Source organism: Treponema sp. UBA7570, from assembly GCA_002477955.1.
Taxonomy (GTDB): Bacteria; Spirochaetota; Spirochaetia; order Treponematales; family Treponemataceae; genus Treponema_D.
Genome location: DLLE01000029.1, coordinates 5,572 through 30,778 on the forward strand (window position 1 = coordinate 5,572; position 25,207 = coordinate 30,778).

The following is a 25,207-nucleotide window of genomic DNA, read 5'->3' on the forward strand; positions in this document are numbered from 1 at the left end:
TGATTTTTCTTTTCAAAGAACCTATTAAGTCGCTATCTCGCAACGAAAAATATATTAACATACAGATAAAAATTCGTCAATATCGGACTTTTTATTTTTTCAAAATTTATCATAAAGATTTTGTTATATTTTATCTTTTTTTTCCTTAATTTTTTCAAGTCAGTTGCCGCCGGCTGAAAAACTAAATCATAGCCTTGATTGAAACCCCGAAGTTGAATCTGCGGTAAAACAGAGTGAAACCGCAGATTCAATGAGCGTTAGCGAAGGGTGGAAAGCAAGTTAAAAATAAAAACTTTCCTTAGTACGAGAAAATTGTATCTTTTCAAAAAAATGCGCTCCAAAAGCTTCAAAAATAAAGAAAAACCATTTAAAACGAAAAAAGCACCTGCAAAAAAACAGGTGCTCAAAATTCAAAAAAAATTACATATCCTTAAAAACCGAACCAAATTTTTTTAAGTAATCAACAAACGAAGTGTAACTCAAAACAAGGCAAACAACATAAAAAGCCTGGATTGCAATTTTTGCACAAGGATAAAAGACCGTAAAATCAATGCCAAATTTTGCATCGCAAAATTCAACCAGCCCAAAACGAATAAAACTCTCGGCCGCAAGCATAAAAAATCCAGAAATTATATAAAAAACGGTCTTAACCTTTCCGCCTTTTCGGGCAGCGATTGCAACGCCCTGACGAATCGCAAGCATTCTCAAAAAATTCTGGCAGAACTCGCGGTACATAATAAGAACAAAAATTACAACCGGCATATAAGAGCCCATTTTTGGGTCAAACGAATTAAGTGCCGAAATAAAAACCGTCAAATTGAGCATCACATCGGCAAACGGATCAAAAAGTTTTCCTAAATCACTTACCTCGTTGTGTTTTCGCGCATAATGTCCGTCCCAATAATCCGTCAGTTCCATAACAATAAGAGAAGGAATCATGACACAGGCAGAAATAAACGCAAGATTTTTATTGCCAGTCCAAATCGGAATATTATAAATCAGGAAAAAAATCGGTGCAAAAATCAACCGGGCAACAGTAAATTTATTAGAAACTTTCATATTTCTAAGTATTCTGACAAGCCGTTAAAAAGTCAAGTAATAAAAAAGGCTGTAAAAATACGGGCGTATCGGCAACAAGCTGCCGCCGGCTGTTCCACCCCCTCGCTGTCCGCTCGTCCGCCTTTGGCGGATTGCCTTGCAAGGGTTCCATAGCCTTACGCAAAAATTTAACTTTAAAGCAAAAATTCCGCTACAGATTTTTTTCAAGCCTGCACGAAAGGATTTCTGTTTTTCTCTTAAACTTAAGCGTATAAACAGAAGGCAAAAGCTCATTCTGCGGAAGCGGAACAAGCAGGTTTTTGCGAGTTTTTAAAACCCATCCCATGTAATTTCTTAAGTGCCTTGCAAAAAAAGAATTTTTCTGGTTATTTTTTGAATTTTCGTCTAACAAAACATCGCCAGAAAACTCAGATGAAAGCCGGATATTTTTTCCATCATCAATATAAGAAAAATCAACAGTCCCGATTACGCGATACCAAACCCGTGGCAGAGGAAGCAAAAGTTTTTTTGGCAAAACATAAACTTCAACCGCAAGACTTTTATTTTCCGGAGAATCTACAAAAAAAGTCGATTTCCCAGCTTCAATAAAAGTTTTATTCAAAGTAACGCTCATGTTGTCCGGCAAAATTCCAAATTCAGAATAAAGGGCAATTCCTGTAAAAGCCGAAAGCGCAATATAAAATGCAATCAAAACAGGAAAAACAGTTTTCCAAAAAACAGCTCCCAAAAAGCCGGCGGCAAAAAGAGCGAAAAAGAAAAGTTTTTCCGTCAAAAATGCTGAAAGCTCAAAAGATGGGTTTTTAATAAATACAAAGCCGCCGGCTCCAAACGCAACAACAACGCTTAAAAGCAAAAAAACTACGGAAATTCTCGCTTTTAAAAACTTTTTATGAAAAATTTTGGCAAAAGCTACGCAAAAAAGGCAGCCAGCAACTCCGCCAAGACATAAACTTACTATTGCAAATGAAAGACAGGCGTAAAAACTCATTGTGGATAAGCCTTAAAATCCTGAACAACGTTTATCGCAGATTCAACCTTGTATTCCGGAAGTTCAGCCTGAGTAATTGTAAGAGCGCGCTCAACAATCGCTGTAGAATCTGCAACTCCATGCAATATTACTTTTCCGTCGCGTGCAGTTGCATGCAAGAAGTTTATATTCAGGCAATATTCAAGAATCAGCATATTTACAATTCGCTGACAAACAAGCATTTCGTCAAGACGCAAACGTCCAAGTTCTTCTTTTTTCTGGGTAATTGAAGTTTTGACAAGGGCAACAATCATTTCTGCGGCAGCATCCAAGTCCACTGCCGAAGTGTTAATCACTGCATGATAAAGTGTCGGGTCGTCAACCTGACAATTAAAAAAGCTTTTATAAAAACCAGACTTCTGTTTATCTGCTACCGCAAGTTTTTTTTCTGCCCGCTTTTCGTCAAGTTGCAGAAGTTCGTTCAAACGCTGGATGCGGTCGTTTTTTGAAGCCAAAACTCTAAAACAAAAATGGTTTTGAACAGAATTAAGAATTACAGAAGAACCGCGGCCAACAATTACACAGTTGTTTTCATCAGCAACTTCCAAAACAGCCGTCTGCAAATAATCAAGATATTCATCGCGGTCTTTTGCAAGAGAAGCAAAAAATCCTGGCGTCTTTTCATCGTATTTATGAAGTTTTTCCTTTGGAAATCCAAGCGCAACTATTTTCTTTTCCAAATCTTCACGACCAACAAATGTGTAATTCATTTTTTTAGCAACAAGTTGACTAAGTTCATCTCCAAGTGCTGCCGCCTGTCTAGAAAAAGTAATTATTGCCATAAATCCTCCATTGGAAAACTGCAAGGGCTAAAAATTCAACAATTTTAAATGCTGTAAAATTTAATTTTGAACGATTTTTTTCCCTTTAAACTTTTATCACTTTAAATATAATAAAATAAACTCGGTTTTAAGTCAAAACTTTAAAAAATTGCAAAAAAATTACAAATTTTATCAAAACAAGGAAAAAACTATGGCAAATTCTTTCAGCGACTCACAGCTCGTATGGACAGAAGGCGAAAAAGAAATCCTTTTAAAAACTCCGATAGCAACCGTCTGCCAGACACCGGCAACTGCAAGCGACGGTCAGAAACACAGCTACATTTCGATTGACTCAAGAGATTGGGTTGCAGTAATTCCTGTCAAAAACGAAAATTTTATAATGGTCAAGCAGTGGCGGCACGGAGAAAAAGCGCTTAGCATTGAATTTCCGGGCGGCGTAGTTGACGACGGAGAATCTCCGCTTCAAGGAGCAATCCGCGAATTAAAAGAAGAAACCGGCTGTGCTGCAGAAAAAATGCTCTATCTTGGAAAAATAAATCCAAACCCGGCTTTTATGACAAACCACTTTCACGTGTTTGCGGCCTTTGACTTAAAAGAAACCGGCTCTCAAAATTTAGATTCTGACGAATATTTAAATTACCTTGAAATGCCAAAAAGCGAAGTTTACGAAAAAATGGGAACTCCGCAAATGCCTCACGCTCTTATGTGCAGCGCGCTAATGCTTTTCCGGCAGGCGGAAGATTCTGGAAGTTTTTAGATTTAAAACAAAAAAGGCAGAAAATAAAAAATTTTCTGCCTTTTTACGCATTTTTTATTTTTCAGCATTTACGGCAGAATAGCCGTCGTACTTTTTTGAAGGAGAATAAACACCTTCTCGATATTCGCCTGTCAAACTAGGAATTTCCATTTTCATTCCAGGCATAATCAAGTTTGGATCGCTTGGTTTTGGCATATTAGATTTGTTTGCCTGATACAGATTTTCCCAAAGCAAAGGATTGTTATAAACATAAGACCGGCCAGAAATATTCCAGTAACAGTCTTTTGTTTCTTCCCACGGACGAACAATATAATACTGCGGAAGCGGTGTAATCTCTTTTATATCGGCAAGAGTTTCTAACACTTGTTTTGCATAGGCTGCAGCTGTCGTGTAATCTTCTGTTTTGTAAGCATCATCTGCACTTGCATAAGATTTTTGAGCGGCTGTATATGCCATTGAGAAATTTTTATCTGCATTGATTGATTTTGCATAATCAAGACGTTTTGACGCATTTTTCATTACAGAATCAGCTTCCGATTTTGCAAGCATTTTCTGAATATATGCTTGAGAAAGAGCGGCATTTTCTTCTGCTTTTTTCGCATACTCTTCAGCAAGAACATAATCTCCTGCATCCAAAGCATTCTGGGCCTTTTTTGTATATTCGTTTGCAAGCTTTTGGTAAGTGTTATTTTTATAACTTACGGCAAAAAGCACAGAGGCCGAAATTACCGCCAATAAAACTGTAATACTTTTTTTCATTATTTAGCCTCCGATGTATTCTGTGAATTTTGGATTACTGATTCAACAGCATTTGAGGCTACATTTTCTACCGCAATTGCAGTTTCCGCAACTTTTTCTGCCGTTTTTGCAGTTGTACCATCTTCAACATTGATTACCGCATCTTCTGGATTAGCAAAATTATCTTCTTCAAGAAGAACTGCATCTTCTGCTTCAATTCCCGCAACTACGCCTTCGAGCGGAGCAATTGAATCTGCTTCTTTCGCATAATTTTCAGAATCAGCAACCTTCTGTTTTGCAGCATCGATTAAAGCCTGCGCAGCAGCACGTTTTTCTTTTATTTCTTCGTACAAAGCAGAATATGTCTCTTTAGCAGTTTTATATCCGTTAAATGCGCCTTCGATATTCGCTGTCACATAAGAAGAATCTGCTTTCTTAAAAATTTCAGAAGCTTTTTTGTATTCTTCTTTTTTTGCAACACCGGCTCTTACTTTGTCAGCATTTCTTTTTGCTTCGAGCGCAGACTGTCTTTCGCGGGCCGCATTTGCCTTAAGCCCTTTATTTACAACATCGTTGTAAGCGGCAAGCGCTTCATTTGCCTTTGCAAGAAGAGTTGCTCCGTCTTTGTCTGCTCCAAACGCAGAATATTCTTCAAGAGCCTTTTTTCCATCATCGTAGGCTTTTTGATTTTCATTTGCTAGAGAAAGCGCGTCTGCCTTTTCTTTTAAGGCAGCAGCCTGACTTGCAGAAGCAAGAGAATTATAACGAGCAGTAAGGTCTTTTATTTCCGCAGAATAATCTTTTGAAGAATCTGTTTCGACATTGTTTTTTATAGAAGTATATTTTGTTTCTGCAACAGAAAATCCATCAGGAAAATACTTTTCTGATCCAAATTCGATTGAGCTCTGTCGTGCAGCTTCCGTCAAGGCAAGAAGAGATTTGTTTGCTGCTGAGAAGTCAACAGTTTCCTCTACATCCTTTTTAATTTCCTCTGCCGCATCTTTTACAGTCGGCTCCGGCTCAGCTTCTGGAGTTGAACCGCAGGAAATTACAAAAAGAACAGTCAGAATACATGCAAGCGCTGAAATTAACTTTTTCAATTTTTCCTCCAAATAAAAATTAAAAAAAACAAATGAATTTCATCATCTTTCTGTTTTTTTAATTTTTTTTCATAGTAAAAAATTATAATCCAAAATCCACAATAATTATAATTAAGTTATCGGCATAGAGCAACATTCATTTACTCGTATTCAGAACAATAAGCGCCGTTTTTTATTACAATTTCGTAAATCATTAGAGATAGTAGAGTATCTTGAAAAGCTGTTCCAGATGAACGAATATCAATATCTGTTTTTGAAAGCAGAGCAACAATCGCGGCAACCTGCCCGCCAGTCCAAATTCTGCCTGCCGAAGAATATTGAGACCGTGCAGTTTTTGAAGCAAAGCCATTTTTCTTTAACTCAGCTTCATTTGGAGAACCTGCCGCATGCAACGACTGCCAAAGCGCAAGTTTTCTAAAGCAATATAAAAGCCCCGCAATTATTACAACGGCATCGCTGTCTTTTTTTGACAGCCTAATTTTCTGAAGAATTTCCAGGCAGTTTTCAAACCTTTTTTGAGGCAAATCCTGCTCAACCATTGCCCCAAAAAGTGTAAAAGCCGATTCTTCACGATTATGCGCCAAAATCTGTTCAACATCGGCGGCTGTAACAAAATGCCCCTGTTCAAAACACATAAAAAAGCGGCTGCATTCGTTTCTGAGGGCCTCAGTATTATTTTCTACCATTTCCAAAATAGAAGCCGCAGCGTCTGGCTCAAGGACATAACCGTTTTTCTTAAAAAAAGAATACAGCCATTGCTCCTTGCGATTTTCAAACATCTCCCAAAAAATTTTTTTATTTGCAGCAGGAACAAGTTTTTCAAGCTTAGAATCTACTTTTAGTTCGTCAGACACAAGAACCAGCACTGTCGTTTCTTTTTTTGTTTTTTCGACAGTCTGAACCCACTGTGCCAGCATATCAATGTCTTTTTTGTCTTTTACAAGTTCGGCATTGCGGATTGTAATAAATGTCGCAGGAATAAAAAGGGATTCTGTCATCAACTGCGCAACAACATCACTCATATTTAAATCCGTTCCGTAATAAACAAAATCGTCACTGCTGCCTATTTTTTTGCGCAGTTCTTCCTTTAATGCGAGAATCTGATCATTTTTTTCACCAGCTTCAGGTCCGGTATAAAGATAAATCGGTGCCGACATTGCAGAATTTATTCAGTTTTAGTATGTACGAACAATATTCGAGAGAATTCCAACAACGCGCAGATCTTTTGCATAAATCGGCTTAAAATCAGGGTTTTCTGGCTGAAGCTTTATCCTGTCTGACTCGCGATAATAGCGTTTTAAGGTGATTGCATCATCAATTACGGCAACAACAATCTGTCCGTCAACAGCAGTTTCGCACTGTTCAATAATTGCAAGATCTCCTTCGAGAATTCCGGCATTTATCATACTTGTACCACGAACGCGAAGCGCAAAATAGCTTTTTCCAGGACGAATAAAAGGCTCTGTCAGGTTTATATAACCGTCCAAATTTTCTTCACTCAAAAGAGGTTTTCCTGCGGCAACAGTACCGAGCAAAGGAACTTTCCCAATATAAGCAGGATGTGGAATACTTTCATCGCTGCTGTCATTACGGATAACGCGGATAGATCTGGAACTTTTCGGTTTAATCGAAATACAATTCTTTTTTTGCAAAGCAGCAATATGATCCTGCACTGCCCGAATTGAAATTTCAAAATGCTCGCTTATTTCACGAACAGTCGGCGGATAAGAATTTTCCTTTGAAAAAACCGAAATAAAATTCAAAACTTCACGCTGGCGCTCTGTAAGTTCTTTCATTTTTCCTCCCATAAAAAGCCAATAAAAAATATAATTTTCGATTTCGACCTTTTTTCTGCTTTTCAACAAACAAAAAACTAATAAAAGATAAAAACAGCCAGGATTTAGGCATTTTTTACCTTGCATCTCCTCCTTGATTCGCTAAAAAAGCAGAAATTTTTCGAAAAACTCGAAAATCTCTTTATTCTTCTTCAAATTTTTTATCAAAAAGCTGAGCAATAGCATCGGCACATTGAACTTCGTCAGCACCGTCCGTTCTGAGAGTAATATTCGTGTTATAGGCCGCAGCCATTGTAATCACACCCATTATTGATTTTGCGTTTACTTCAGCATCATCTTTAATCATTGTAACTTCGCAGGCAAATTTGTTTGCTGTCTGCGCAATCAAGGCAGCAGGACGAGCGTGAATTCCAGCACGGTTGCGTACTGTCAAAATTTTTTCTGTCATAAAAGACCTCTTTGAAGAAGCTGTCAAATAAGTAAAATTTGCAATAATTGAGTTATTGAAAAAAACTTACACCTTATAATATAAGCAGCATGGCTATTTCAACAGCTTAACAATCGCTAATAAAAACTATTCAGGCAACTTCTCTTTATAAATTTTAGTAAGAGTCGTCAGAACCATAATAAGCGGTCTGTGCCTCTCCAGATTCAATCCATTTTAGAATATTCTGATTAAAATCCCTTGCAGAATTATAACCCATCGCTTTTAAGCGTTCATTCATCGCAGCAGCTTCAATAATAATTGGAAGGTTTCTTCCAGGGCGAACAGGAATTTCGATTGTAGGAACTTTTACTCCGAGCAAATCAGTGCTCGTCTGATCAGTACCAATTCTGTCATAAATTTTATTTTGATCCCATTCTTCCAGTTTGATGATAAGCTGAACTTCTTTTTGCTCGCGGATTGAACCAACTCCATAGAGCTGGCTTACGTTTATAATTCCTAAACCGCGAATTTCCATATGGTGGCTTATAAAAGTATTTGCGCCCTGCCCCAAAACAGAGTTTCCGTTCACACAACGAATTTGAACAATATCATCCGCAACAAGCCTATGCCCGCGCTCAACAAGCTCAAGCGCACATTCAGATTTTCCAACGCCGGAATGTCCCATGAGAAGGATTCCGATACCGTAAACTTCTACAAGAACTCCATGCAATGTCTTTTTTGGAGCAAAAACATTTGAAAAAACGCGCAAAAGCCGCATCGAAAATTCAGAAGATTCAAGACTCGTCTGCAAAACTGCGCAGCCATTTTTTTCTGCAATTTCCAGAAAAACTTCATCTGGCTCAAGGCTATGCGTAAAAACAACGCAAGGAATGTTATAAGAAAATAATTTTTCTATTGAAGAAGATTTTTTTTCTTTTTTGAGTTTTAAAAGATATGCCGTTTCTCCATGCCCAAAAAGCTGAACCCGATCACAGTCAAAAGAATCATAAAAACCAGAAAGCTCAAGCCCAGGACGGTTTATGTCAGGCACCGAAATTGTACGGTTAAGCCCCTTTCGACCAGCAAGACACCGCAAATCAAGGGCATTGTGACCTTTTAAATCCATATCAAGCAAATCGAGAACTGTAAACGGTTTATCCATATTCATTACTATACAAACAATAAGGATAGTATTCAAGACAAAAAAATCTTTTTTGCAAATATTTTTTTGAATATAAAAAAATTTTAAGACTAAAACTAACGAAAAAAAGACAAAAAAACACCGTCCAAAAGTTTTATCAACCGTCAGACGGCGTTTGAAATTTTACAAAATTTTCAATATTCAACTTAAACACACATCTTTTGTGCGTAAACTGAATTAAACATTATTTTTCCTGAATTTTATCTTTTTCCTTTTTGATTTTTGTATCAAGCACGTCCATCATTTTGTTGAGCGCAGCACCAAAATCAAAATCCTTAGCACTGACATGAGCCTGACTTCCCCAACGGAAATTGGCAGTTGCATCGAAAGAATATTCCTTTTCGTGCTTTACGCGGACCGTCAAATCAATTATAAGGTCATCCGCATATTTAATTCTTTCAAGTTTTTTGTCAATCATTTCCGTCTGTTTCTGTTCCAGGTCAAATGAAGCTGATACATTTTTAGTCATAGTAGTTTCCTCCAGATGTAAAATCAGCGGATTTATTTTTCTAAATCTGCCCTCTAGAAATAAGTATAATATGGCTTTTTAAATAAGACAAATTTAATTTTAAGGATTTTTTTGGAGCGCAATTTTCTCAAAAGAAAAGTTTTTCGGCTAAACCGTCCAGTTGCCGCAAAAACCGGCTTTCCCCCCTTCGCTAGCCGCTCATTGCCGTTCCGGCAACTCCGGGGTTCCAATCCGGGCTGCAAGCCCGGCCGTGCGCGAAAGCGCACACGAAAATAACCGGGTTTTGCGCAAGCAAAAGCCGCAGCATGTGCAAGCATGCAGGCATCCGGGCTGCAAGCCCGTCCGTGCGCTTTTGCGTCTGCAAAAATTATTATATAATTTTTTTATGGATTTAAAATTTATTTCTTGGAACGTTAACGGACTTCGCGCTGTTACTAGCAAAAATTTTTACGAAGAGTTTAATTCTTTGAATGCAGATTTTTTTTGTCTGCAGGAAACTAAGCTTCAGGAAGGGCAAATTCAAATGGATTTGCCTGGATATTTTCAATATTGGAACTATGCTCAAAAAAAAGGCTATTCCGGAACGGCAGTTTTTACAAAATACGAGCCGGTTTCGGTTCTTTACGGAATTGGAATTCCTGAACACGACACCGAAGGCCGCGTAATAACTCTTGAATACAAAAATTTTTTTCTTGTAACAGTTTACACTCCAAATTCTCAAACCGAATTAAAACGCCTTGATTATCGCATGCGCTGGGAAGATGATTTTAAAAATTATCTTTTAACTCTTTCTCAAAAAAAAGGCGTAATTGTCTGCGGCGACCTGAATGTTGCCCACAAAGAAATCGATATAAAAAATCCTGCTTCAAATCGGCACAATGCCGGTTTTACCGATGAAGAACGCTCAAAAATGACTCAGCTTCTTGAGTCAGGCTTTACTGATTCGTTCAGATTTTTTTATCCTGAGGCAGCAAATATTTACAGCTGGTGGTCGTACCGTTTTCATGCACGCGAAAAAAATGCAGGCTGGCGCATCGACTACTTTTTAGTGAGCAATTCTTTAAAAGCTCAGATGAAAAGAGCTGCAATTCATACCGAAATTTTTGGATCCGACCATTGTCCTGTCGAACTGGTCTGCGACTGCGAAATTTAAAATTACTGCCGGCTTGTTGCTCTAGTGTCTACGATTCGCTTCATGTCGGCAATATTGTTTACAATAATATTATTTTCAAAAACTTCGATTTTTCTTGAAGATGCAAAACGGTTTATTTCGTCAGTTGTCTTTGCAACAGGAAGCGCCGCCCAATGAGCCACCTCTTGGATTGTAACATTAAATCTGCGCTGTTTTTCGTTTGGGTTTGCCGGTGGATTCATTTCGTCGAGCATGCAAAAAACATCTGCAATACGCGCCTGAGTATCTTGAATTACCAGAATCTTAAAACGCCTTTTCTGGTCATAAATGCGTTTGCAGAAAAGTTTTAAAATATTAAGTGCAATTTGCGGATTTCCGGTGATTAAAAGTTCAAAATTTGACTTGTTAAATTCCAGACACTGGACGTTTCCAACTGCAAGACATGTTGCTGAGCGCGGAGAATTGTCCAAAATCGCCATTTCTCCAAAAAATTCGCCAGGTTTTAGAATATCCAGATTTTTATTTTGACCGTTTACACATTTTACAAGCTGGACTGTGCCTTTTTGAATCAGATAAAAGCTTTCTCCAGGTTCAAATTCGCTTATGATAACTTGTCCAGGAGAATATTTTTTTGCAAAACGTGCAAATGCCGGAAGTTCAAAAACTTTTAAGGATTTGTCGTTCAAAGAAATATTTTCTGTTCCGTCGTCAAAAGCAAGGCTTTGGGATTGTTTTGCCCTTGCATCCGCTGTTATGAACATTTTTTTGACTGCATTTTCGTCTGCTGAATTTGGATAGTATTTTAAATATCTTAAACAAACATCTGCACAGCTGCGCCATTTTTCGTCATGAAAAAAAGCCTGGGCTACACCCAAAAGTCCGCTCTGGCGGTTTATGTCTTGTCCTTTGTTTAGAATTTCTTCAATCTGAGAATGAACTTTTCTTAACTGGTTTGAAAAAACTCTCAGCATTTTTAAAATCAAAGTCTTGTTTGAAGAAAATATTGTCTCAAATTCCTGAACTGTCAGCGAAAGACAAACAGAATCGATTAAAACCGTAGCTGTTTCTTCACGCGGGAAATGCCCCAACGCCGATTTTACTCCAAAAAATTCGCCGTTTTTTATCTGTTCTGTAACAGGAAGATTTGTCTCTATGTCTGTTGTGGAAATTATTACGCAGCCTTTTTGCAAAATAAAAACCCTGTCGTCACGGTCTCCTGCAAAATAAATGATTGAACCTTTATTGTATTGCATCACTTTTGGCATAAATTTTCTCCCATTGAATACAGGTTTTATAATTCAATTATAATCCAAATTTATAATAAGTTCTTTAAGATTTAGCATATTTTGATGAAAAAATTAACTGACTAAATCATATTTTCAAAAAAAATCATTTGAGAAGGTTTAATTCTAAAAAAATTTAATTTGTGCTATATTAAAAAAATGATTGATTTACATAGCCACTCTTCTGCATCTGACGGAATCCTTTCTCCTGCCGATTCTGCCAGATATGCTTTTGAAAAAAAACTTACGGTCTGGGCTTTGACCGACCATGACACTGTTGACGGCTTGAACGATGCTGCAAAGGTCTGTTTGGAGACCGGAGTGAATTTTATTCCTGGAATTGAAATTACAGTTGCCTGGCCAGAAGGCGAATTTCATCTTTTGGGTTTGGGATTGCGCCGTAAAAGCGAAGAACTAAAAAATACCATTGACTATCTGACGGAAGAACGCTTTAACCGGAATTCTGAAATTGTCAGAAAAATGAACGAAGACGGTTACGATTTTACTCTTGAAGAGATTCAGTCAAATTTTACTGCAAGCCAGATTGGACGTCCTCATTTTGCGGATTTTTTGGTAAAAAAAGGAATTGTCCGCAACCGTCAGGAGGCATTTGACCGTTTTTTTGGACACGGAAAAAAATGGTATGTAAACCATACTGGCGAAAATCTCGAAACTGCGGTGGAAGCTATAAAAACATCGGGCGGAATTCCTGTAATTGCCCATCCATGCTCGCTTTTTTTAGGAATCGCAAGGCTTGAAGAAGAGCTTGAAAGAATCCATGCGGCAGGAGTTATGGGGCTCGAAGCCTGGCATCCAGGAGCAAGAAAAAGCCATTGTTACCATCTTGAAGAAATTGCCAGAAAACTTGGGATGTTTGTTACTGCTGGAAGCGATTTTCATGGAAAAGGTGTAAGGGCGGACAGACATTTGGGCAGGATGTTTGATAATAAAAAAATTGATGACAGATTTTGGCTTGAAGAATTAAAGCCAGCTCTTGGCGAAGATTTTAACTTTAAAAATACTGAATGGGCAAAATGAATTTTAGAGAATAGATTTTTTATGAACGGAAAATTCTGCGCCGGATGCGCCGGGCGAAAGTTGCCGGAGGCAATGAGCGTGAGCGAACCCAGAGCAGCCGGTTTGACGGAAAAATTGCCGCCCACAAAATAAATTTTTGATTTTTTTTGTGAATTTTTTGTAAAATTTTTACTTTTACGGCCACTTATTATTATAGAAACTTTTTGAGAATTATTAAGGGGTCGGTTTTATGAAAATTTTTTCTTTTTCGCCGTTTGGATATGAAGGCTCGCTTGTTGCCGTTGAAGTTGATTTAAGGCGCGGAATTCCTGCTGTGGACGTTGTTGGGCTTGCGGACGGCGCTGTCAAGGAAAGCCGGGAAAGGATGCGTTCGGCGATCAGAAATTCTGGTTTTGAGTTCCCTTTGGAGCGGGTTTTAATCAGTTTGTCTCCGGCAGATTTGAAAAAAGAAGGGGCCGGTTTTGATTTGGCGCTTGCGCTGGCAGTTCTTGATGCTCAAAAAGGCAGTTTTTCTGAAAGAAGCGTGCTTGTTATGGGCGAACTTGAGCTTTCGGGGCTTTTGCGGCCTGTCCGTGGAGTTCATGCTGCTGCCGGAACCGCAAAGCTGGCAGGAATTGATTATTGCATTGTAAGTTCGCAAAATGCTGGCGAAGCAAAGGAAGTTGCAGGAATAAAAGTTTTTGCGGCGGAAAATCTAGCAGAAGCGTTTGATGCGCTTTATAAACCGGAAGTTTTTTGTGAAGGAAGAGAATTTTCTGAAGACCAGGGAGCGCCAAAAGGTTCTGTTTGGATTGAAAATGTGCTTTTTCCTCCGGTTGATGAAGGTTTTGAGATGGCGGAAATTTTCGGACAAAGAAAACTGATTCGCGCTTTGCAGGTTGCTGCGGCCGGCGGGCATAATTTGCTTGCTTTTGGGCCTCCAGGCTGCGGAAAAACGCTTGCATTGCAGAAATTTCCGGGGCTTTTGCCTCTTTTGCCGATGGAGGAATCTCAAAGCGTAACGAGAATTCACAGTTTGGCAGGGCTTTTGCCGCCGTCCGTCTCAATAATGCGTAAAGGCGATTTTAGAATGCCGCACCAGACTGCAAGCATAGAAGGAATTTGCGGCGGCGGAGTTAATTGCCGTCCGGGAGAAATTTCTTTGGCGCACAATGGAGTTCTTTTTTTAGATGAGGCTGCGGAGTTTAGGACAAGTGTTTTGCAGATGCTTCGTGTTCCTCTCGAAACCGGGACAATTACTTTGAGCCGGGCAGGACGCAGCACTGTCTATCCTGCGAATTTTCAGCTTTTGATGGCGGCAAATCCCTGTCCATGCGGAAATTACGGAGTTGAAGGAAAAATCTGTCTTTGCAGCGCACGTTCTGTGGAAATGTACTGGAGAAAATTTAGCGGGCCTCTTTTAGACAGGGTTGATTTAAGGGTTTGCGTTTCGGCAGTTGAAAAAGAAAGTAAAAATGACGGTGAAGAAAATGAAAATTTTTCAACTGGGGCTTTGCGTAAAAAAATCGCAGTGGCGGTAAAAAAACAGCGGGAGCGTGGTATAAAAAATTCGAGGCTTAGTCCGCAGCAAATTTCCGAATTTTGCGGCTTGAACGAAGAACAGGAACGATTTTTAGAAAATCAGCGGAAAAAAAACAGCTTGTCGCAAAGAGGAGTGAGCGCATGCTTAAAAATTGCAAGGACAATTGCTGATATGGAAAATCATTTGCGGATTGAATTTTCTGATTTAAGAGAAGCTGTCGAATTGAGAGGAAACAGCGGACCTTTAGAATTTGTTTTGCCGGGAGAATAGCTTACTTTTGCGGACGAAAAAGCCATTCTTCAAGAAAATAGATGCGAGCTTGCGGAAAAGCGTTCAAAAAACTCGCACAAAGTAAAAAAAAAGAACCTGTTAAAAAACAGATTCTTTTATACCGAAGAAGGGACTTGAACCCTTACACAGTCGCCTGCAAAAGATTTTGAGTCTTTCGTGTCTACCATTCCACCACTTCGGCAAACGCAAGTGCTATTATAGCAGAAAAAAATATTTTTCTGCAACACTATAATGCAATTTTTTTGTATAATAGGCTCGGAATAACAATGAATAAAGATTATATTGGCTGCGAACCGGAAAAAGTTTTAAAAGAAATTTTCGGCTACGATTCGTTCAGGCTTCTGCAGCGGAAAATCATTTCCAATGTGCTTAATAAAAAAGATACTCTTGCAATTATGCCGACTGGCGGAGGAAAATCCCTCTGTTACCAGATTCCCGCCTTGATTTTTGACGGAATTACTGTCGTTGTGTCGCCTCTTATTTCTCTTATGCAGGATCAAGTGGACAGTTTATTGGCTTCTGGAATAAATGCAGTTTTTTTGAACAGCACTCTTGACTGGGATAAATATCTTGAATCGATGAATTCAATTCGTCGTGGTGAAACAAAAATTCTTTATGTCTCGCCGGAAGGCTTGAGTTCTCCGAAAATTCAGGATTTGCTTCACGACAGCCACGTAAAAGTCAGCTGCATTACGATTGACGAGGCTCATTGCGTTTCTGAGTGGGGACACGACTTTAGACCGGAATTCCTTGAAATTTCTGCTGTAAGAAAACAGTTTCCAAATGCGGTTTGCCTTGCGCTTACTGCGACCGCTACGGCTCAGGTGCGGGCAGATATTATTCAAAACCTTGCGTTAAAAGAACCTGAAGTTGAAATTTCGAGCTTTGACAGGGCGAATATTTTTTTGTCGGTTGCCAGAAAAAACGATCCTGTAAGCCAGGTGGTAGACTGTATTCGCAGGCATTGGGACGAAAGCGGAATAATCTACTGTTTTAGCCGCAAGCAGGTTGATTCTCTTACGCAGATTCTTTTAAAACTCGGATACTCGGCTCTAAATTATCATGCCGGGCTTTCTGACGAGGAGCGAAAAAATCATCAGAATCAGTTTATCCGCGATCAGGTGCAGATTATGGTGGCAACTTTGGCTTTTGGAATGGGAATCGATAAGCCGAACGTGCGTTTTGTAATTCACTATGACTTGCCAAAGTCGCTTGAACAGTATTATCAGGAAATTGGACGCGCTGGACGGGATGGGCTTCCGAGCGAAGCGCTTTTGCTTTATTCCGGGGCTGATATTTTTAAAATAAGGCATTTTTTTACGGATGCCTCCGACCCTCAAAAATCAGAAAATCTCTTGCAGTCAATGACAGATTATGCTTCGGCACGTGAATGCCGGCGAAAAAAACTTTTGGCGTATTTTGGCGAATTTTATGACAACGAAAAAGAAAAAAATGCCCGCTGCTGCGACATCTGCTCAAAAGGCCCAGCTGTTCTTTCTGATATGACAATTCCCTGCCAAAAATTTATGAGCTGTATAATCCGCACAAATTCGCATTTTGGAGCGGCGTATATTGCTGATGTTCTTTTGGGTTCTAGAAGTAAAAAAATTCTCGACAATTCGCACAATATGATTTCGACATGGGGAATTGGCCGGGAACTTGACAAAGCTCAGTGGATGGAACTGGCTTCTCTTTTAATCGAAAAAAATTATCTTGTAAAAACCGGAGATTACGGCATTTTAATGCTCACAAAAGAAGGGCTTGGCGTGCTAAAAAACCGGGATAAAATTCTTCTTCCTTTTGAAAATGCCTTGCCGTCTGAAAAATCTCTCAAGGCTACGGGAACTTTTGTTCCGAAAAACCGGGCGGGCGCAGGTTCATCCGGCGGACTTCTTTTTCCAAAGCCTTCTGGAAAAAATGGAAAATCAAAAAAAACTTCTCTTCGGGCTGATTTTGTTCTTCGCAAAAAAACGGAAACTTCTTCTTTTGAGGGGAATGATGGGAATTTTCAAAAAAAAGCGCCCGACCAAAATACGCTTTTTATGATTTCCAGCTTAAAAAAGTGGCGGAAAAACAAGGCTGAAGAGATGAATGTTCCTCCGTATGTAATTTTTGGCGACAGGACTTTGCACGAGCTTGCGGCAAAAAAGCCAAAGTCGATGGACGAACTTTTAGACTGCTATGGAATCGGAGAAAACAAGGCGGCAAAATTTGGGAAGGAAATTTTGGAGCGGATTCAAAATTTTTAAAATGCATTAAAAACAAAAAAGCCACGCTCAGAAAAATGTCTTTCCGCCGTGGCTTTATCGGTTTTGTGTAGAACTGGAATTAAAAACTAAAAAAGTCTTCTCGCTTCAACATAAAATCTTTTTTCGCTAGCTTCGCCCATGCTGAATGATTTTCGAGGAAGCGGACCTCTGCCGTTGATTGTCGCAAAAAAGCAGTCTTTTGCAATCGGAGGCAGCAAAATTCCTGTATTGCCTTCTGTTTTTCCGAGTCCGACAGTCTCGTCGCTTCCGTGAATGTAATCAATCTGCGTTTTTTGAGCCTTATTTTCGGTCATAAAGCCGTCGATCACAGGCTGAAGAGCGGCGATCGCCAGATCTTTGACCGGAGTTTCGAGCATTTTGAACGAAGTTTTTCCATTTTTTGTAAAGATAAATCCGTATCGCGCGCCGTCTGCGCTCCTGGAAGCAACTTCTTTTTCAAGCTCAGATTCATTTTCCAGTTCGCAGACTTTTCCGCCAAGTTTTTGAGCAACAGTCAAAATGAGCTTTTCGCTGTCAATTCCAAACAAAACACGGTGAATCGGTTCAAAAGTCAGCCCTTCGTCATAAATGTTTACGATTTCGACAAGGGCATAGCGCACAGGAGAATCAGAAGGAAGACGGGATTTGTTTTCTTCCCAGACAGCTTTTGCTGTCGCAAGAGAGTGGTTTCCGTCGCCGACTGCAAAAAGGAAGGTGTTTCCGTCAGCATCTGTTCCGGCTTTTGCCAAATCAGAGAGCGCGCTTTCGAGCAGTTTTTCAGCGTCGCTTCCTTTTACAGCCCAGCCTGTAATATGGCCAGAATTTTGCATCAAATCGCCGTCATAAACCGGCATCTGCTTTTTTGCAAGTTTTCCGGCTCCTCCGACAAGCTCATCTTTCGGGTCGTTTGCAAGAAGCATGATATGCGGAAGCTCAAGTTTTGCGCCGTTTCTGATTTTCATTCTTGGCGGAATTCTCTCAGGAACAGTTGCTTCTGTCGCGCGAATCAAGGCTTTTGAGCCAGGTTTCCATTCGTAACTGTCCAAATCGACGCACATAACCAGGCCTTTTCGCGTGCGGCCGTAGGCGGTTTTTCTTTCAATATAGACACATTCTTCCTGCGGAGAATCAAAAACGCCTTTTTCGATGTATTCATCCATTGCAGACTGAATTTTGTGAATGCGTTCATTTTTTGAATCTTCGTCCGACTTGTCCAGATAAACTTCCGGAAAAATCAAGTTGAGCGATGACGGTTTTTCGCCGGCAATTTTTTTTGCGTTTTCCCAATATTCGCGGTCTTGAGTGTATTGGTCGCAGGCAATAACCGACCAGGTTTTCAAATCAATGTTTTTTGGCAAAAGAATCTGCGGAATAGCAGTTCCAAATTTTTCAAAAGTTTTCATTGCTTTATTCTAGCGAATTTTTACCGTGTTGGGAATTCTCTGACATCCTTGTCAATTTTTTTGTATTTGGGCGTTTCCTGGCTTTTTTTACTTTTGTTTTGCCTTTGCCGTTTTAATTTTTTTTGGAAAAAAGTTTTTTTCCTAAAAGAATATGCCAGGCCGGGCTTTTCGTGGTTCCGCCTTTCGGCTTCATTGCTTCGCTCCGCCCTGCTCCGTTCCGCAACGGCTCCGCCGCCACTACAATCCCTAACGCATTAGCGTTAGGACGTGCGCGCCCGCCCTTTGTCATTGCCGTACTTGAAACCCTTTGTCATTGTCGGACTTGATCCGACAATCCCGTGCAATAGATTCCCTTGTCAAGCAAGGGTATGACAATCGTAAAAAAACAGCCCCTGCCGCAAAGCAGAAGCTGCATAAAAAAACACGATGCGAAGCAGTCTTATGCAACAGCTCTCCGGGTCAAGCCCGAAGATGACATAAAACTAGCCTGTCATTGCCGTACTTGAAAGCCTCTGTCATTGCCGTACTTGAAAGCCTCTGTCATTGTCGGACTTGATCCGACAATCCCGTGCAATAGATTCCCTTGTCAAGCAAGGGAATGACAATCGTTAAAAAAAGCAGCCCCTGCCGCAAAGCAGAAGCCACATCTTTCTTTATGGAAAATTCCGCTTTTCTATGCTATATTCAAAAAGAGGCGAAATATGACTTTGGTGATAAAAAACGCGGACAACAAACTTGTGGAAATGATAGACGCGATAAACAAGATGAGCAAAAAAGTTTATTCCTACGTAAAAGAAGATGAATATCCGGCAGAACTTGTGGAATCAATCAAAGCAGGCGAAAAAGAATACAACGCCTCAGTCAAAAACGGCACGCTGAAAACCTACGCCACCGCTCAGGAAGCGTTCGCAGATTTATGAAATACAAAATCTATTTTACGTCGGCATTTAAGAAAGACGCAAAATAGATTGCTGCGGACGAAAAGTCAAAAACAATTGAAATTATCAACAGGCTTGCAGACGGCGAAATTCTTGAGCCGAAATACTGCGACCATCAGCTGACAGGAAAACTAAAATCTTACAGAGACTGCCACATAAAGCCCGACTTAGTCCTGATTTATAAAATCGAAAAAGACATTCTCCAGCTATCCGCTTTCCGAATAGGAACACACAGCAAACTGTTCGGGAAATAAAAAAACAGCCCCCGCCGAAAAGCAGAAGCTGCATAAAAAAATACAATGCGAAGCCGTCTTATGCAACAGCTCTCCGGGTCAAGCCCGAAGATGACATAAAACTAGCCTGTCATTGCCATACTTGAAAGCCTCTGTCATTGTCGGACTTGATCCGACAATCCCGTGCAATAGATTCCCTTGTCAAGCAAGGGAATGACCTTACGCATTGCGAATTAAAATCACTTTCCGCGTTTTGCGACTGTTTCGTTCACGCGGCTGATTTCAGCCTCAACGCCTTTCGCAAAGTCCGCTACCGCCGTGTTTCCCACAACCGCCATCGTGTTAAGGTACGGAACAATCTTGTCGTTTATCACAGAAAGAATCGGCTTCTTGTAGCTTGACGCGCTCGCGCCCTTGCTGCCCTCTGCCTTTACAAATGCGTCGTTCGCCGCCGTAAAATCGTCCTGCGCCGTCCGGATTGCCGAGACCAGCTCCGCAACACCGTCAAGTTTTTCAATGCCCGCCATAGCTTCCGCCGCCGCAAAGTCTTTGAGCATGCTTTCAATCATCGAGCTTTCAGAAACGTAGCTCGCGCTCAAAATGCCCGACTTCGCATACTTGTCGTAAACCGCCTTCAAGTCAAGAGCCGCAGCTTTCTTCTCCTCCACCGGAAAAACCGCGTAGCCCGAAAGAAGCGCGCCCAGATTCTTGATTGCCTCGTCGCGCCTTGAGTCCGCCTCGTCAAGATTCGACACAGCCTTGTCCTGCAAGATTGCAGCCGTAATCGCGTCGCTTAAAGTTGTAAGCTCCGCTATCTGGCCTTTTAGGAAGGTGTCTTCCTGAGCCTTTGTATCTGCGCCGAAAATGCGGATGATTGAATCCGAAAGCCCGTCCACCTCGGTGATTCTGGCTCTAGCTGTAAGTTTGTTCATAAATTCCCCCTTAGAAAACTTTTTGAACTGATAAATCGCGCTGCCAATGCAGCAGCCGCGAAACCTGATAAAAATTATAGCACGGTTTTCTATATTGTCTGATTTTATCAGATAAGTTTTTTAGCGGATTTTTGCCGATTTAAAAAACTGAACTCCGCAATCGGCGCAACGCCGAAACTGGAAATTTGAAAAAACTGTAATCGGCACAATGCCGAAGCAAGAAAATTGTAAAAGACGGCATTCGGCGCGACGCCGAACAAAGAAATTTGTAAAAGTCAGCAATCGGCGCGATGCCGAAGCAAGAAATTCTCAAAAGCCGGCAATCGGCACAATGCCGAAGCGGAAAAAATTCCGGCTAACCAAGCCAATCCAATGCCTTTTCGGTTATTTTTCTATACCAGTCCTGTTCGTTAGAACTTGATTTTGCAATTTCTTTTGAATGCTCAAAAAAGGCTTTCACTTGGTTGGAATCTGGCGTATAGTCAGCCTTAAATGAATCTTCAATCATTTTTCTGAAAATATTCAGCGGAAGAGGAACAATAGCCGATTTTCCGCCGTAATAAGAAATATTTGTGTGGTACAGCATATAAAACTGGGCAACGCAAGCCTCATTTATCGTCGGAGCAATAAAAAGTCCGTAAGTTTCCCTGCCGCTTTCTTTCTTCAATTTGCCTAAATGGCGAGAAACAGGTTCTCCTTCCATTTCATACTGTTTTTGACCGGTTGCCGTTGTAACTTCAACAATCAAGTCAAAATCATCATAATTGCAGACAATATCCGCCATGTTTCCTTGAGCCGTTGACATAGGGTTTCCAAAATCATCAAATTTCAGGTTTGCCTTTATGTTTCCGCCGTCAAGCATTGTCATTGCGCGCCAAGTGTTCCATTCAAACATCAGAGGAACATCTGAAAGCTCGCTGTTTCGCTTTGGAATCAAATCAAATATCTGCTGTATGTCGTCATACTGCTTGTAGTCTTTTATTTCGGAAACCTGATTTCTGATTATTTCGTTTTTCTTTGCAAGAAGCGCGTCATCAAGCTTTTCTTTTAACTCAAGAATCGAAAGATTTTCATTGATTTTTTCATAAGGAAGTTCTGTTTTAAGTTTTTCAATTAACGCTGTTTTATCATCTGTTAAAAGTTTTGGAAGTTCCGGATTGCCAAGATATTCAATATATTTTTCTTCATCATCAATAAAAACAGGTTCTCTGCTTACATTTTTCAATATAAATTCAACGTCAGCCTTTTTTTCCGGCATAATTGAAAGCGACTTTCCAAGCTGAGAGATTGAAACTAACCCTGTCGAACGCAAATATCTGACACAGGCGTCCGCATAATCACGCATATTGCTCATCTTTTTATTGAAAAATTCTTTTGCAGTTTTTGTCGTGCTTTCCCTTGTTGAAAATTCTTCAGCCTCGATTTCTTCTTTATATATTTCCTGCAGTTCGTTATAAAAATACGATTGTTTAAATTCTTTATATTTTTTCGTAGTTGTTGTGCGCTGTTTTCTGAAATCTTCTATTTTTTTAACAATTTCATCAAATTTTCTGTAGTCCGTAATCTGCAGGCCGAAAATCACAAGCTCATCGAATTTCAGTGTTCCAAGCTTGTGTATAAGCCTTAATATTTCAAGATATGGCTTTACAAAAAACTTTGCCGCTTTTTCTGACGGCTTATGGTAAGGAGACGGAATTTGAAATTTCAAAAGCTGGCGCAGGAATATCTCTTCTGTGCGTTTTGCAGAGACAAGCTGTTTTCCAGCAGGAGTTAGGTTTATTGCAGGCGCAAGTGTTATAAAGCCTAGAGATTTTGGAGCTCTGTTTATCCTATCGCGTGCGCTAAAATCAGGAGAATTTTCGCCTGAACCATGAAAAAAGTTTTCATTTCGCAATAACTGCATGAAGTGAACTTGCGTCTGAACATTCCATTTTTTTCCAGAGAAATTTTTTGCAAGCAAATTAATTTCCGGAATCATTTTTTCTGGTGTTCGTGGCGAAGTTGTCATAAACACAACTTTGCTGTCAATTGACTTTGCCAAGCTCTACTCCTTGTAATTTGCAACTAAAATATGTGTTGCAGCAGCCTTAAATCTATTTCTAATGTTTACCGCATAACTTTTTTCATATTCATCGATAATTAAATTTCCATACAACTCTTCTGTTAAATGAGTTCTTCCTATTACAAGAAGAGCTTTGCATGGCAAATTTTTAAAGTCCTGAGCAAGTTTTCTATGGGCATCATCATTAAAACCGTCTTTATACTGCTCATTTCCATAATCAGAAAAAACGCAGTCATAAGGTGGATCAAGAAAAATAAAATCATCAGATTTTGCCATATCAAATATATTCTTATAATCTGAATTAAAAATTTCTGCATTTTTCAAAAGTTCTGAATGTTCTTTTGTTACAAGGGAAGTATTTAAATGCTTGTAACGTCCATAAGGAACATTGAATTCGCCTTTTGAATTGTAACGAATCATTCCAGAATACGCGGTTTTGTTTATAAAATAATATAAAAGTGCATCAGAATATTTTTTTTCAGATAAGTCATTGAACATATCTCGGATTGAATAATAAAAATCTTCATTTTTATCTTCAACACGTTCATCAGGAGTTTTTGATTTTAACACTTCAAAAGCTGAGCGGTTTTCTTCGTATATTTTTTCTACATTATCAAGTTCAATTCTTAAATTTGAATAGTCTGACTGAACTCCTTTGTAAAAAGAAATCAGTTTTTCATTTATATCGTTTATAATTGCATTTTTCGGCTCAAGATAAAAATAAAGTGCGCCTCCCCCAAAAAACGGCTCTATGTATTTGCCTGAAAACTGAGGAATGTGCTTTTGAATATTCGGAATCTCTTTAGATTTTCCGCCACGATATTTTATAAGCGGTTTCATTATAAAAACACTATACACATTTTTTGACAAAACTTCCATAGTGTTTTGCGTTAGGGATTTGCAAACCTGCGGTTTGCTGCGAGATTTTGCTGACGCAAAACTCGGGTATTTGACGTGTGCGCTTGCGCGCACGTCCTAACACTAATGCGTTAGGGATTGTAGGGGCGGCGTAGCCGTTCCGAAGCGTAGCGTAGGAATGGAGCGAATAGCGTAACCCCGAAAAGCCCGGCGGCGCGAGTTTGCTCTGCAAACTCGTGAAGCAAAACGAAGTTTTGCGGCGAACGCCCATGAAAAAAATTGTCCAAAATAACGTGCGGTTTTTGGGACAAGAATCGTATATAAATCTTATAAATTGCCCTCTAACGCGATGTTAAAAAAAGTTGTATAATTTATATATGTCAGAAATTCCTTCGTTTTCTTTACAGCAGCGCGTTTCTCAGCAGCAGCGGCAGGTTCAGGCGCAAAAATTGAGCCAAAAACAGCTCATGTCCTTAAAACTTCTTGCAATGTCTTCCCTCGATTTGCGCCAGGAAATTTATACGACAGTTGCCAGAAATCCTGCTCTTGTAATTACAAAAGATGCTGCGTTTGACGGCGTAAAAGATGCGAAAGTTTATGGAATTTCTTCTGACAACCTTAAGATCGGTTCTGTAACTCAGGCTGGAAAAATTGCAAGCGACAATTTTCAGTCTGCGCTCGAATCTTCTCCAGACAATCGGGAAACTCTTTCTGAACATCTTGAGCAGCAGTTTTTGTCGGTTTTTCATTCACCTGCGCAGGAAAAAATCGGACTTGCCCTGATTCACAATTTGGACAACCGCGGATTTTTTATTTTTGACCCTTATTCGCTTTTAGACAAAAAAGATTCGGCTCAAACTCCAGAGCTTCTCGAAAAAACAATTTCTGAAATTCAGCAGCTTGATCCTGTCGGAACTTGCTGCAAAGATTTTGAGGAAAGCCTTTTTATTCAGGCAAAAGCAAATGAAAATTCTCCAAAAGCGGCGCTTTTTATTTTGGACGGACATTTTGATTTTTTAAATCCTCCGCAAATTCCAAAAATCCTAAAAAAAATCCGCAATTTTGCCCGCGAAAATCCAGATGACGCTCAAAAATTTGGCTTGACGGACTTTACCGAAACTCAAATTGAACAGGCTGTTGCTTATATCAGACAGCTCAATCCTTTTCCGGCCTCAGAATTTTCGCCTTCTGACAATATCTGCATTGCGCCCGATGTTTATGTCGAAAAAAACAAGGAAACTGGTGAATATACTGTCCGCGCAAATGATGAAATTTTGCCGGTTGTTGAACTTTCCAAAGATTTTTACGAACTTTCGCTGGACAGAAGCCGGGTTACAAAATCTACCGAAGGATCTGAAAAAAAACGTTCCGAACATAGGTTTATAATGGAAAGTGTCCGCTCTGCAAATGATTTTATGGAAAGTCTTGCATTTAGAAAAAAAACGCTTTTGCTTGCCTGCCAGCAGATTGTGCGCCTTCAAAAAGATTTTTTTGAAAAAGGGCCTCGTTATTTAAAGCCGCTGCGGCAAAAAGACGTTGCGGTGATTATCAATGTTCACGAAGCGACGGTAAGCCGCATGGCAAATGAAAAATATCTGCGATGCAGCCAGGGACTTTTTAAGCTTTCATTTTTCTTTACAAATGCTGTCGGTCAAAACCTGCCGGAAGAAGACATTCCAGCTTCAAAGCAGGGCGTTATGGCGGAATTGAAAAAAATTCTTGAAGAGCACAAAGATGATAAAAAACCTTTGAGCGATCAGAAAATTGCAGATATTTTGCTTGAGCGCGGAGTAAAAATTGCACGGCGGACTGTTGCAAAATACCGCTCCCAGCTGAACATAGATTCTTCGTATTCAAGACAGTAAATTGTGTGCGCAAAACCCGGTTATTTTCGTGTGCGCTTCCGCGCA

The 25,207-nt window shown here is 39.8% G+C and carries 23 protein-coding genes and 1 tRNA gene; 8 read left to right on the forward strand and 16 right to left on the reverse strand.

Features of this window, described 5'->3' with window-relative positions:
- Positions 1-420: 420 nt before the first annotated feature.
- The 3 genes from B4N75_RS03320 to B4N75_RS03330 form a co-directional block, all read right to left on the reverse strand.
- Complete coding sequence (locus tag B4N75_RS03320; RefSeq protein ID WP_296706573.1) at positions 421-1,059, reverse strand: CDP-alcohol phosphatidyltransferase family protein; 639 nt, start codon at positions 1,057-1,059, stop codon at positions 421-423.
- Positions 1,060-1,249: 190 nt separating this feature from the next.
- Entirely contained in the window at positions 1,250-2,047 is a 798-nt protein-coding gene (locus B4N75_RS03325; protein ID WP_296706574.1) for a hypothetical protein, read from the reverse strand.
- A complete protein-coding gene (locus B4N75_RS03330) occupies positions 2,044-2,868 on the reverse strand; it encodes an AAA family ATPase (RefSeq protein WP_296666928.1) in 825 nt (274 codons plus the stop codon). The genes B4N75_RS03325 and B4N75_RS03330 overlap by 4 nt, the downstream gene beginning before the upstream one ends.
- A gap of 190 nt (positions 2,869-3,058) precedes the next feature.
- Here B4N75_RS03330 and B4N75_RS03335 point away from each other — a divergent pair, with 190 nt between their 5' ends.
- The gene (locus B4N75_RS03335) at positions 3,059-3,625 is read left to right on the forward strand and encodes an NUDIX hydrolase (protein WP_296024977.1); all 567 of its coding nucleotides are present in this window, start codon (positions 3,059-3,061) and stop codon (positions 3,623-3,625) included.
- Between the two features lie 54 nt (positions 3,626-3,679).
- Here the strand turns inward: B4N75_RS03335 and B4N75_RS03340 are convergent, their stop codons facing one another.
- The 7 genes from B4N75_RS03340 to B4N75_RS03370 all read right to left on the reverse strand — a co-directional run bounded on the left by B4N75_RS03340 (position 3,680) and on the right by B4N75_RS03370 (position 9,356).
- Positions 3,680-4,384, reverse strand: coding sequence for a LysM peptidoglycan-binding domain-containing protein (locus B4N75_RS03340; RefSeq protein ID WP_296666930.1), 705 nt, complete (start codon positions 4,382-4,384; stop codon positions 3,680-3,682).
- Positions 4,384-5,463, reverse strand: coding sequence for a hypothetical protein (locus B4N75_RS03345; protein WP_296666932.1), 1,080 nt, complete (start codon positions 5,461-5,463; stop codon positions 4,384-4,386). The genes B4N75_RS03340 and B4N75_RS03345 overlap by 1 nt, the downstream gene beginning before the upstream one ends.
- 140 nt (positions 5,464-5,603) lie before the next feature.
- On the reverse strand, positions 5,604-6,620 hold the full coding sequence (gene holA, locus B4N75_RS03350) for a DNA polymerase III subunit delta (protein WP_296666934.1): 1,017 nt from the start codon (positions 6,618-6,620) through the stop codon (positions 5,604-5,606).
- A gap of 18 nt (positions 6,621-6,638) precedes the next feature.
- Positions 6,639-7,259, reverse strand: a complete 621-nt coding sequence (lexA, locus tag B4N75_RS03355; RefSeq protein ID WP_296666936.1) for a transcriptional repressor LexA — start codon at positions 7,257-7,259, stop codon at positions 6,639-6,641.
- 181 nt (positions 7,260-7,440) lie between these two features.
- Positions 7,441-7,707 (reverse strand): HPr family phosphocarrier protein, encoded by a 267-nt coding sequence (locus tag B4N75_RS03360; RefSeq protein ID WP_078931373.1) that lies wholly within the window; start codon positions 7,705-7,707, stop codon positions 7,441-7,443.
- Between the two features lie 154 nt (positions 7,708-7,861).
- Positions 7,862-8,848 carry an HPr(Ser) kinase/phosphatase gene (gene hprK, locus B4N75_RS03365; protein WP_296024988.1) on the reverse strand — a complete coding sequence of 329 codons (987 nt, stop codon included), beginning with the start codon at positions 8,846-8,848 and terminating at the stop codon, positions 7,862-7,864.
- 223 nt (positions 8,849-9,071) lie between these two features.
- On the reverse strand, positions 9,072-9,356 hold the full coding sequence (locus B4N75_RS03370) for an HPF/RaiA family ribosome-associated protein (protein ID WP_296024961.1): 285 nt from the start codon (positions 9,354-9,356) through the stop codon (positions 9,072-9,074).
- A 385-nt stretch (positions 9,357-9,741) separates the two neighbouring features.
- On the opposite strand from B4N75_RS03370, the gene B4N75_RS03375 reads away from it, so the two are divergent.
- Positions 9,742-10,509, forward strand: a complete 768-nt coding sequence (locus B4N75_RS03375; protein ID WP_296668200.1) for an exodeoxyribonuclease III — start codon at positions 9,742-9,744, stop codon at positions 10,507-10,509.
- Positions 10,510-10,511: 2 nt separating this feature from the next.
- Here B4N75_RS03375 and B4N75_RS03380 read toward each other — a convergent pair whose 3' ends face one another.
- The gene (locus B4N75_RS03380; RefSeq protein ID WP_296024956.1) at positions 10,512-11,753 is read right to left on the reverse strand and encodes a Crp/Fnr family transcriptional regulator; all 1,242 of its coding nucleotides are present in this window, start codon (positions 11,751-11,753) and stop codon (positions 10,512-10,514) included.
- Between the two features lie 177 nt (positions 11,754-11,930).
- Here B4N75_RS03380 and B4N75_RS03385 point away from each other — a divergent pair, with 177 nt between their 5' ends.
- On the forward strand, positions 11,931-12,809 hold the full coding sequence (locus B4N75_RS03385) for a PHP domain-containing protein (RefSeq protein WP_296668198.1): 879 nt from the start codon (positions 11,931-11,933) through the stop codon (positions 12,807-12,809).
- Positions 12,810-13,038: 229 nt separating this feature from the next.
- Positions 13,039-14,601, forward strand: coding sequence for a YifB family Mg chelatase-like AAA ATPase (locus B4N75_RS03390; RefSeq protein WP_296668196.1), 1,563 nt, complete (start codon positions 13,039-13,041; stop codon positions 14,599-14,601).
- Positions 14,602-14,720: 119 nt separating this feature from the next.
- On the opposite strand, the gene B4N75_RS03395 is transcribed toward B4N75_RS03390, so the two are convergent.
- Positions 14,721-14,803, reverse strand: a tRNA-Leu gene (locus B4N75_RS03395).
- A gap of 85 nt (positions 14,804-14,888) precedes the next feature.
- On the opposite strand from B4N75_RS03395, the gene B4N75_RS03400 reads away from it, so the two are divergent.
- Positions 14,889-16,871 (forward strand): RecQ family ATP-dependent DNA helicase, encoded by a 1,983-nt coding sequence (locus B4N75_RS03400; protein ID WP_296668194.1) that lies wholly within the window; start codon positions 14,889-14,891, stop codon positions 16,869-16,871.
- 86 nt (positions 16,872-16,957) lie between these two features.
- On the opposite strand, the gene B4N75_RS03405 is transcribed toward B4N75_RS03400, so the two are convergent.
- On the reverse strand, positions 16,958-18,274 hold the full coding sequence (locus B4N75_RS03405; protein WP_296693173.1) for a DUF1015 domain-containing protein: 1,317 nt from the start codon (positions 18,272-18,274) through the stop codon (positions 16,958-16,960).
- Positions 18,275-18,975: 701 nt separating this feature from the next.
- On the opposite strand from B4N75_RS03405, the gene B4N75_RS03410 reads away from it, so the two are divergent.
- Entirely contained in the window at positions 18,976-19,194 is a 219-nt protein-coding gene (locus tag B4N75_RS03410; protein WP_296668191.1) for a hypothetical protein, read from the forward strand.
- Positions 19,195-19,268: 74 nt separating this feature from the next.
- A complete protein-coding gene (locus tag B4N75_RS09250) occupies positions 19,269-19,466 on the forward strand; it encodes a type II toxin-antitoxin system YafQ family toxin (protein WP_414718187.1) in 198 nt (65 codons plus the stop codon).
- Positions 19,467-19,684: 218 nt separating this feature from the next.
- On the opposite strand, the gene B4N75_RS03415 is transcribed toward B4N75_RS09250, so the two are convergent.
- From B4N75_RS03415 to B4N75_RS03425, 3 genes are all read right to left on the reverse strand, one after another.
- The gene (locus B4N75_RS03415; protein WP_296706575.1) at positions 19,685-20,377 is read right to left on the reverse strand and encodes a DUF6261 family protein; all 693 of its coding nucleotides are present in this window, start codon (positions 20,375-20,377) and stop codon (positions 19,685-19,687) included.
- A 355-nt stretch (positions 20,378-20,732) separates the two neighbouring features.
- Positions 20,733-22,418 (reverse strand): AlwI family type II restriction endonuclease, encoded by a 1,686-nt coding sequence (locus tag B4N75_RS03420; protein ID WP_296706576.1) that lies wholly within the window; start codon positions 22,416-22,418, stop codon positions 20,733-20,735.
- Positions 22,419-22,421: 3 nt separating this feature from the next.
- Complete coding sequence (locus B4N75_RS03425; protein WP_296706578.1) at positions 22,422-23,279, reverse strand: DNA adenine methylase; 858 nt, start codon at positions 23,277-23,279, stop codon at positions 22,422-22,424.
- Between the two features lie 395 nt (positions 23,280-23,674).
- Between B4N75_RS03425 and rpoN the strand changes: the two genes are divergently transcribed.
- On the forward strand, positions 23,675-25,162 hold the full coding sequence (gene rpoN, locus B4N75_RS03430; protein WP_296667885.1) for an RNA polymerase factor sigma-54: 1,488 nt from the start codon (positions 23,675-23,677) through the stop codon (positions 25,160-25,162).
- Positions 25,163-25,207 lie beyond the last annotated feature (45 nt).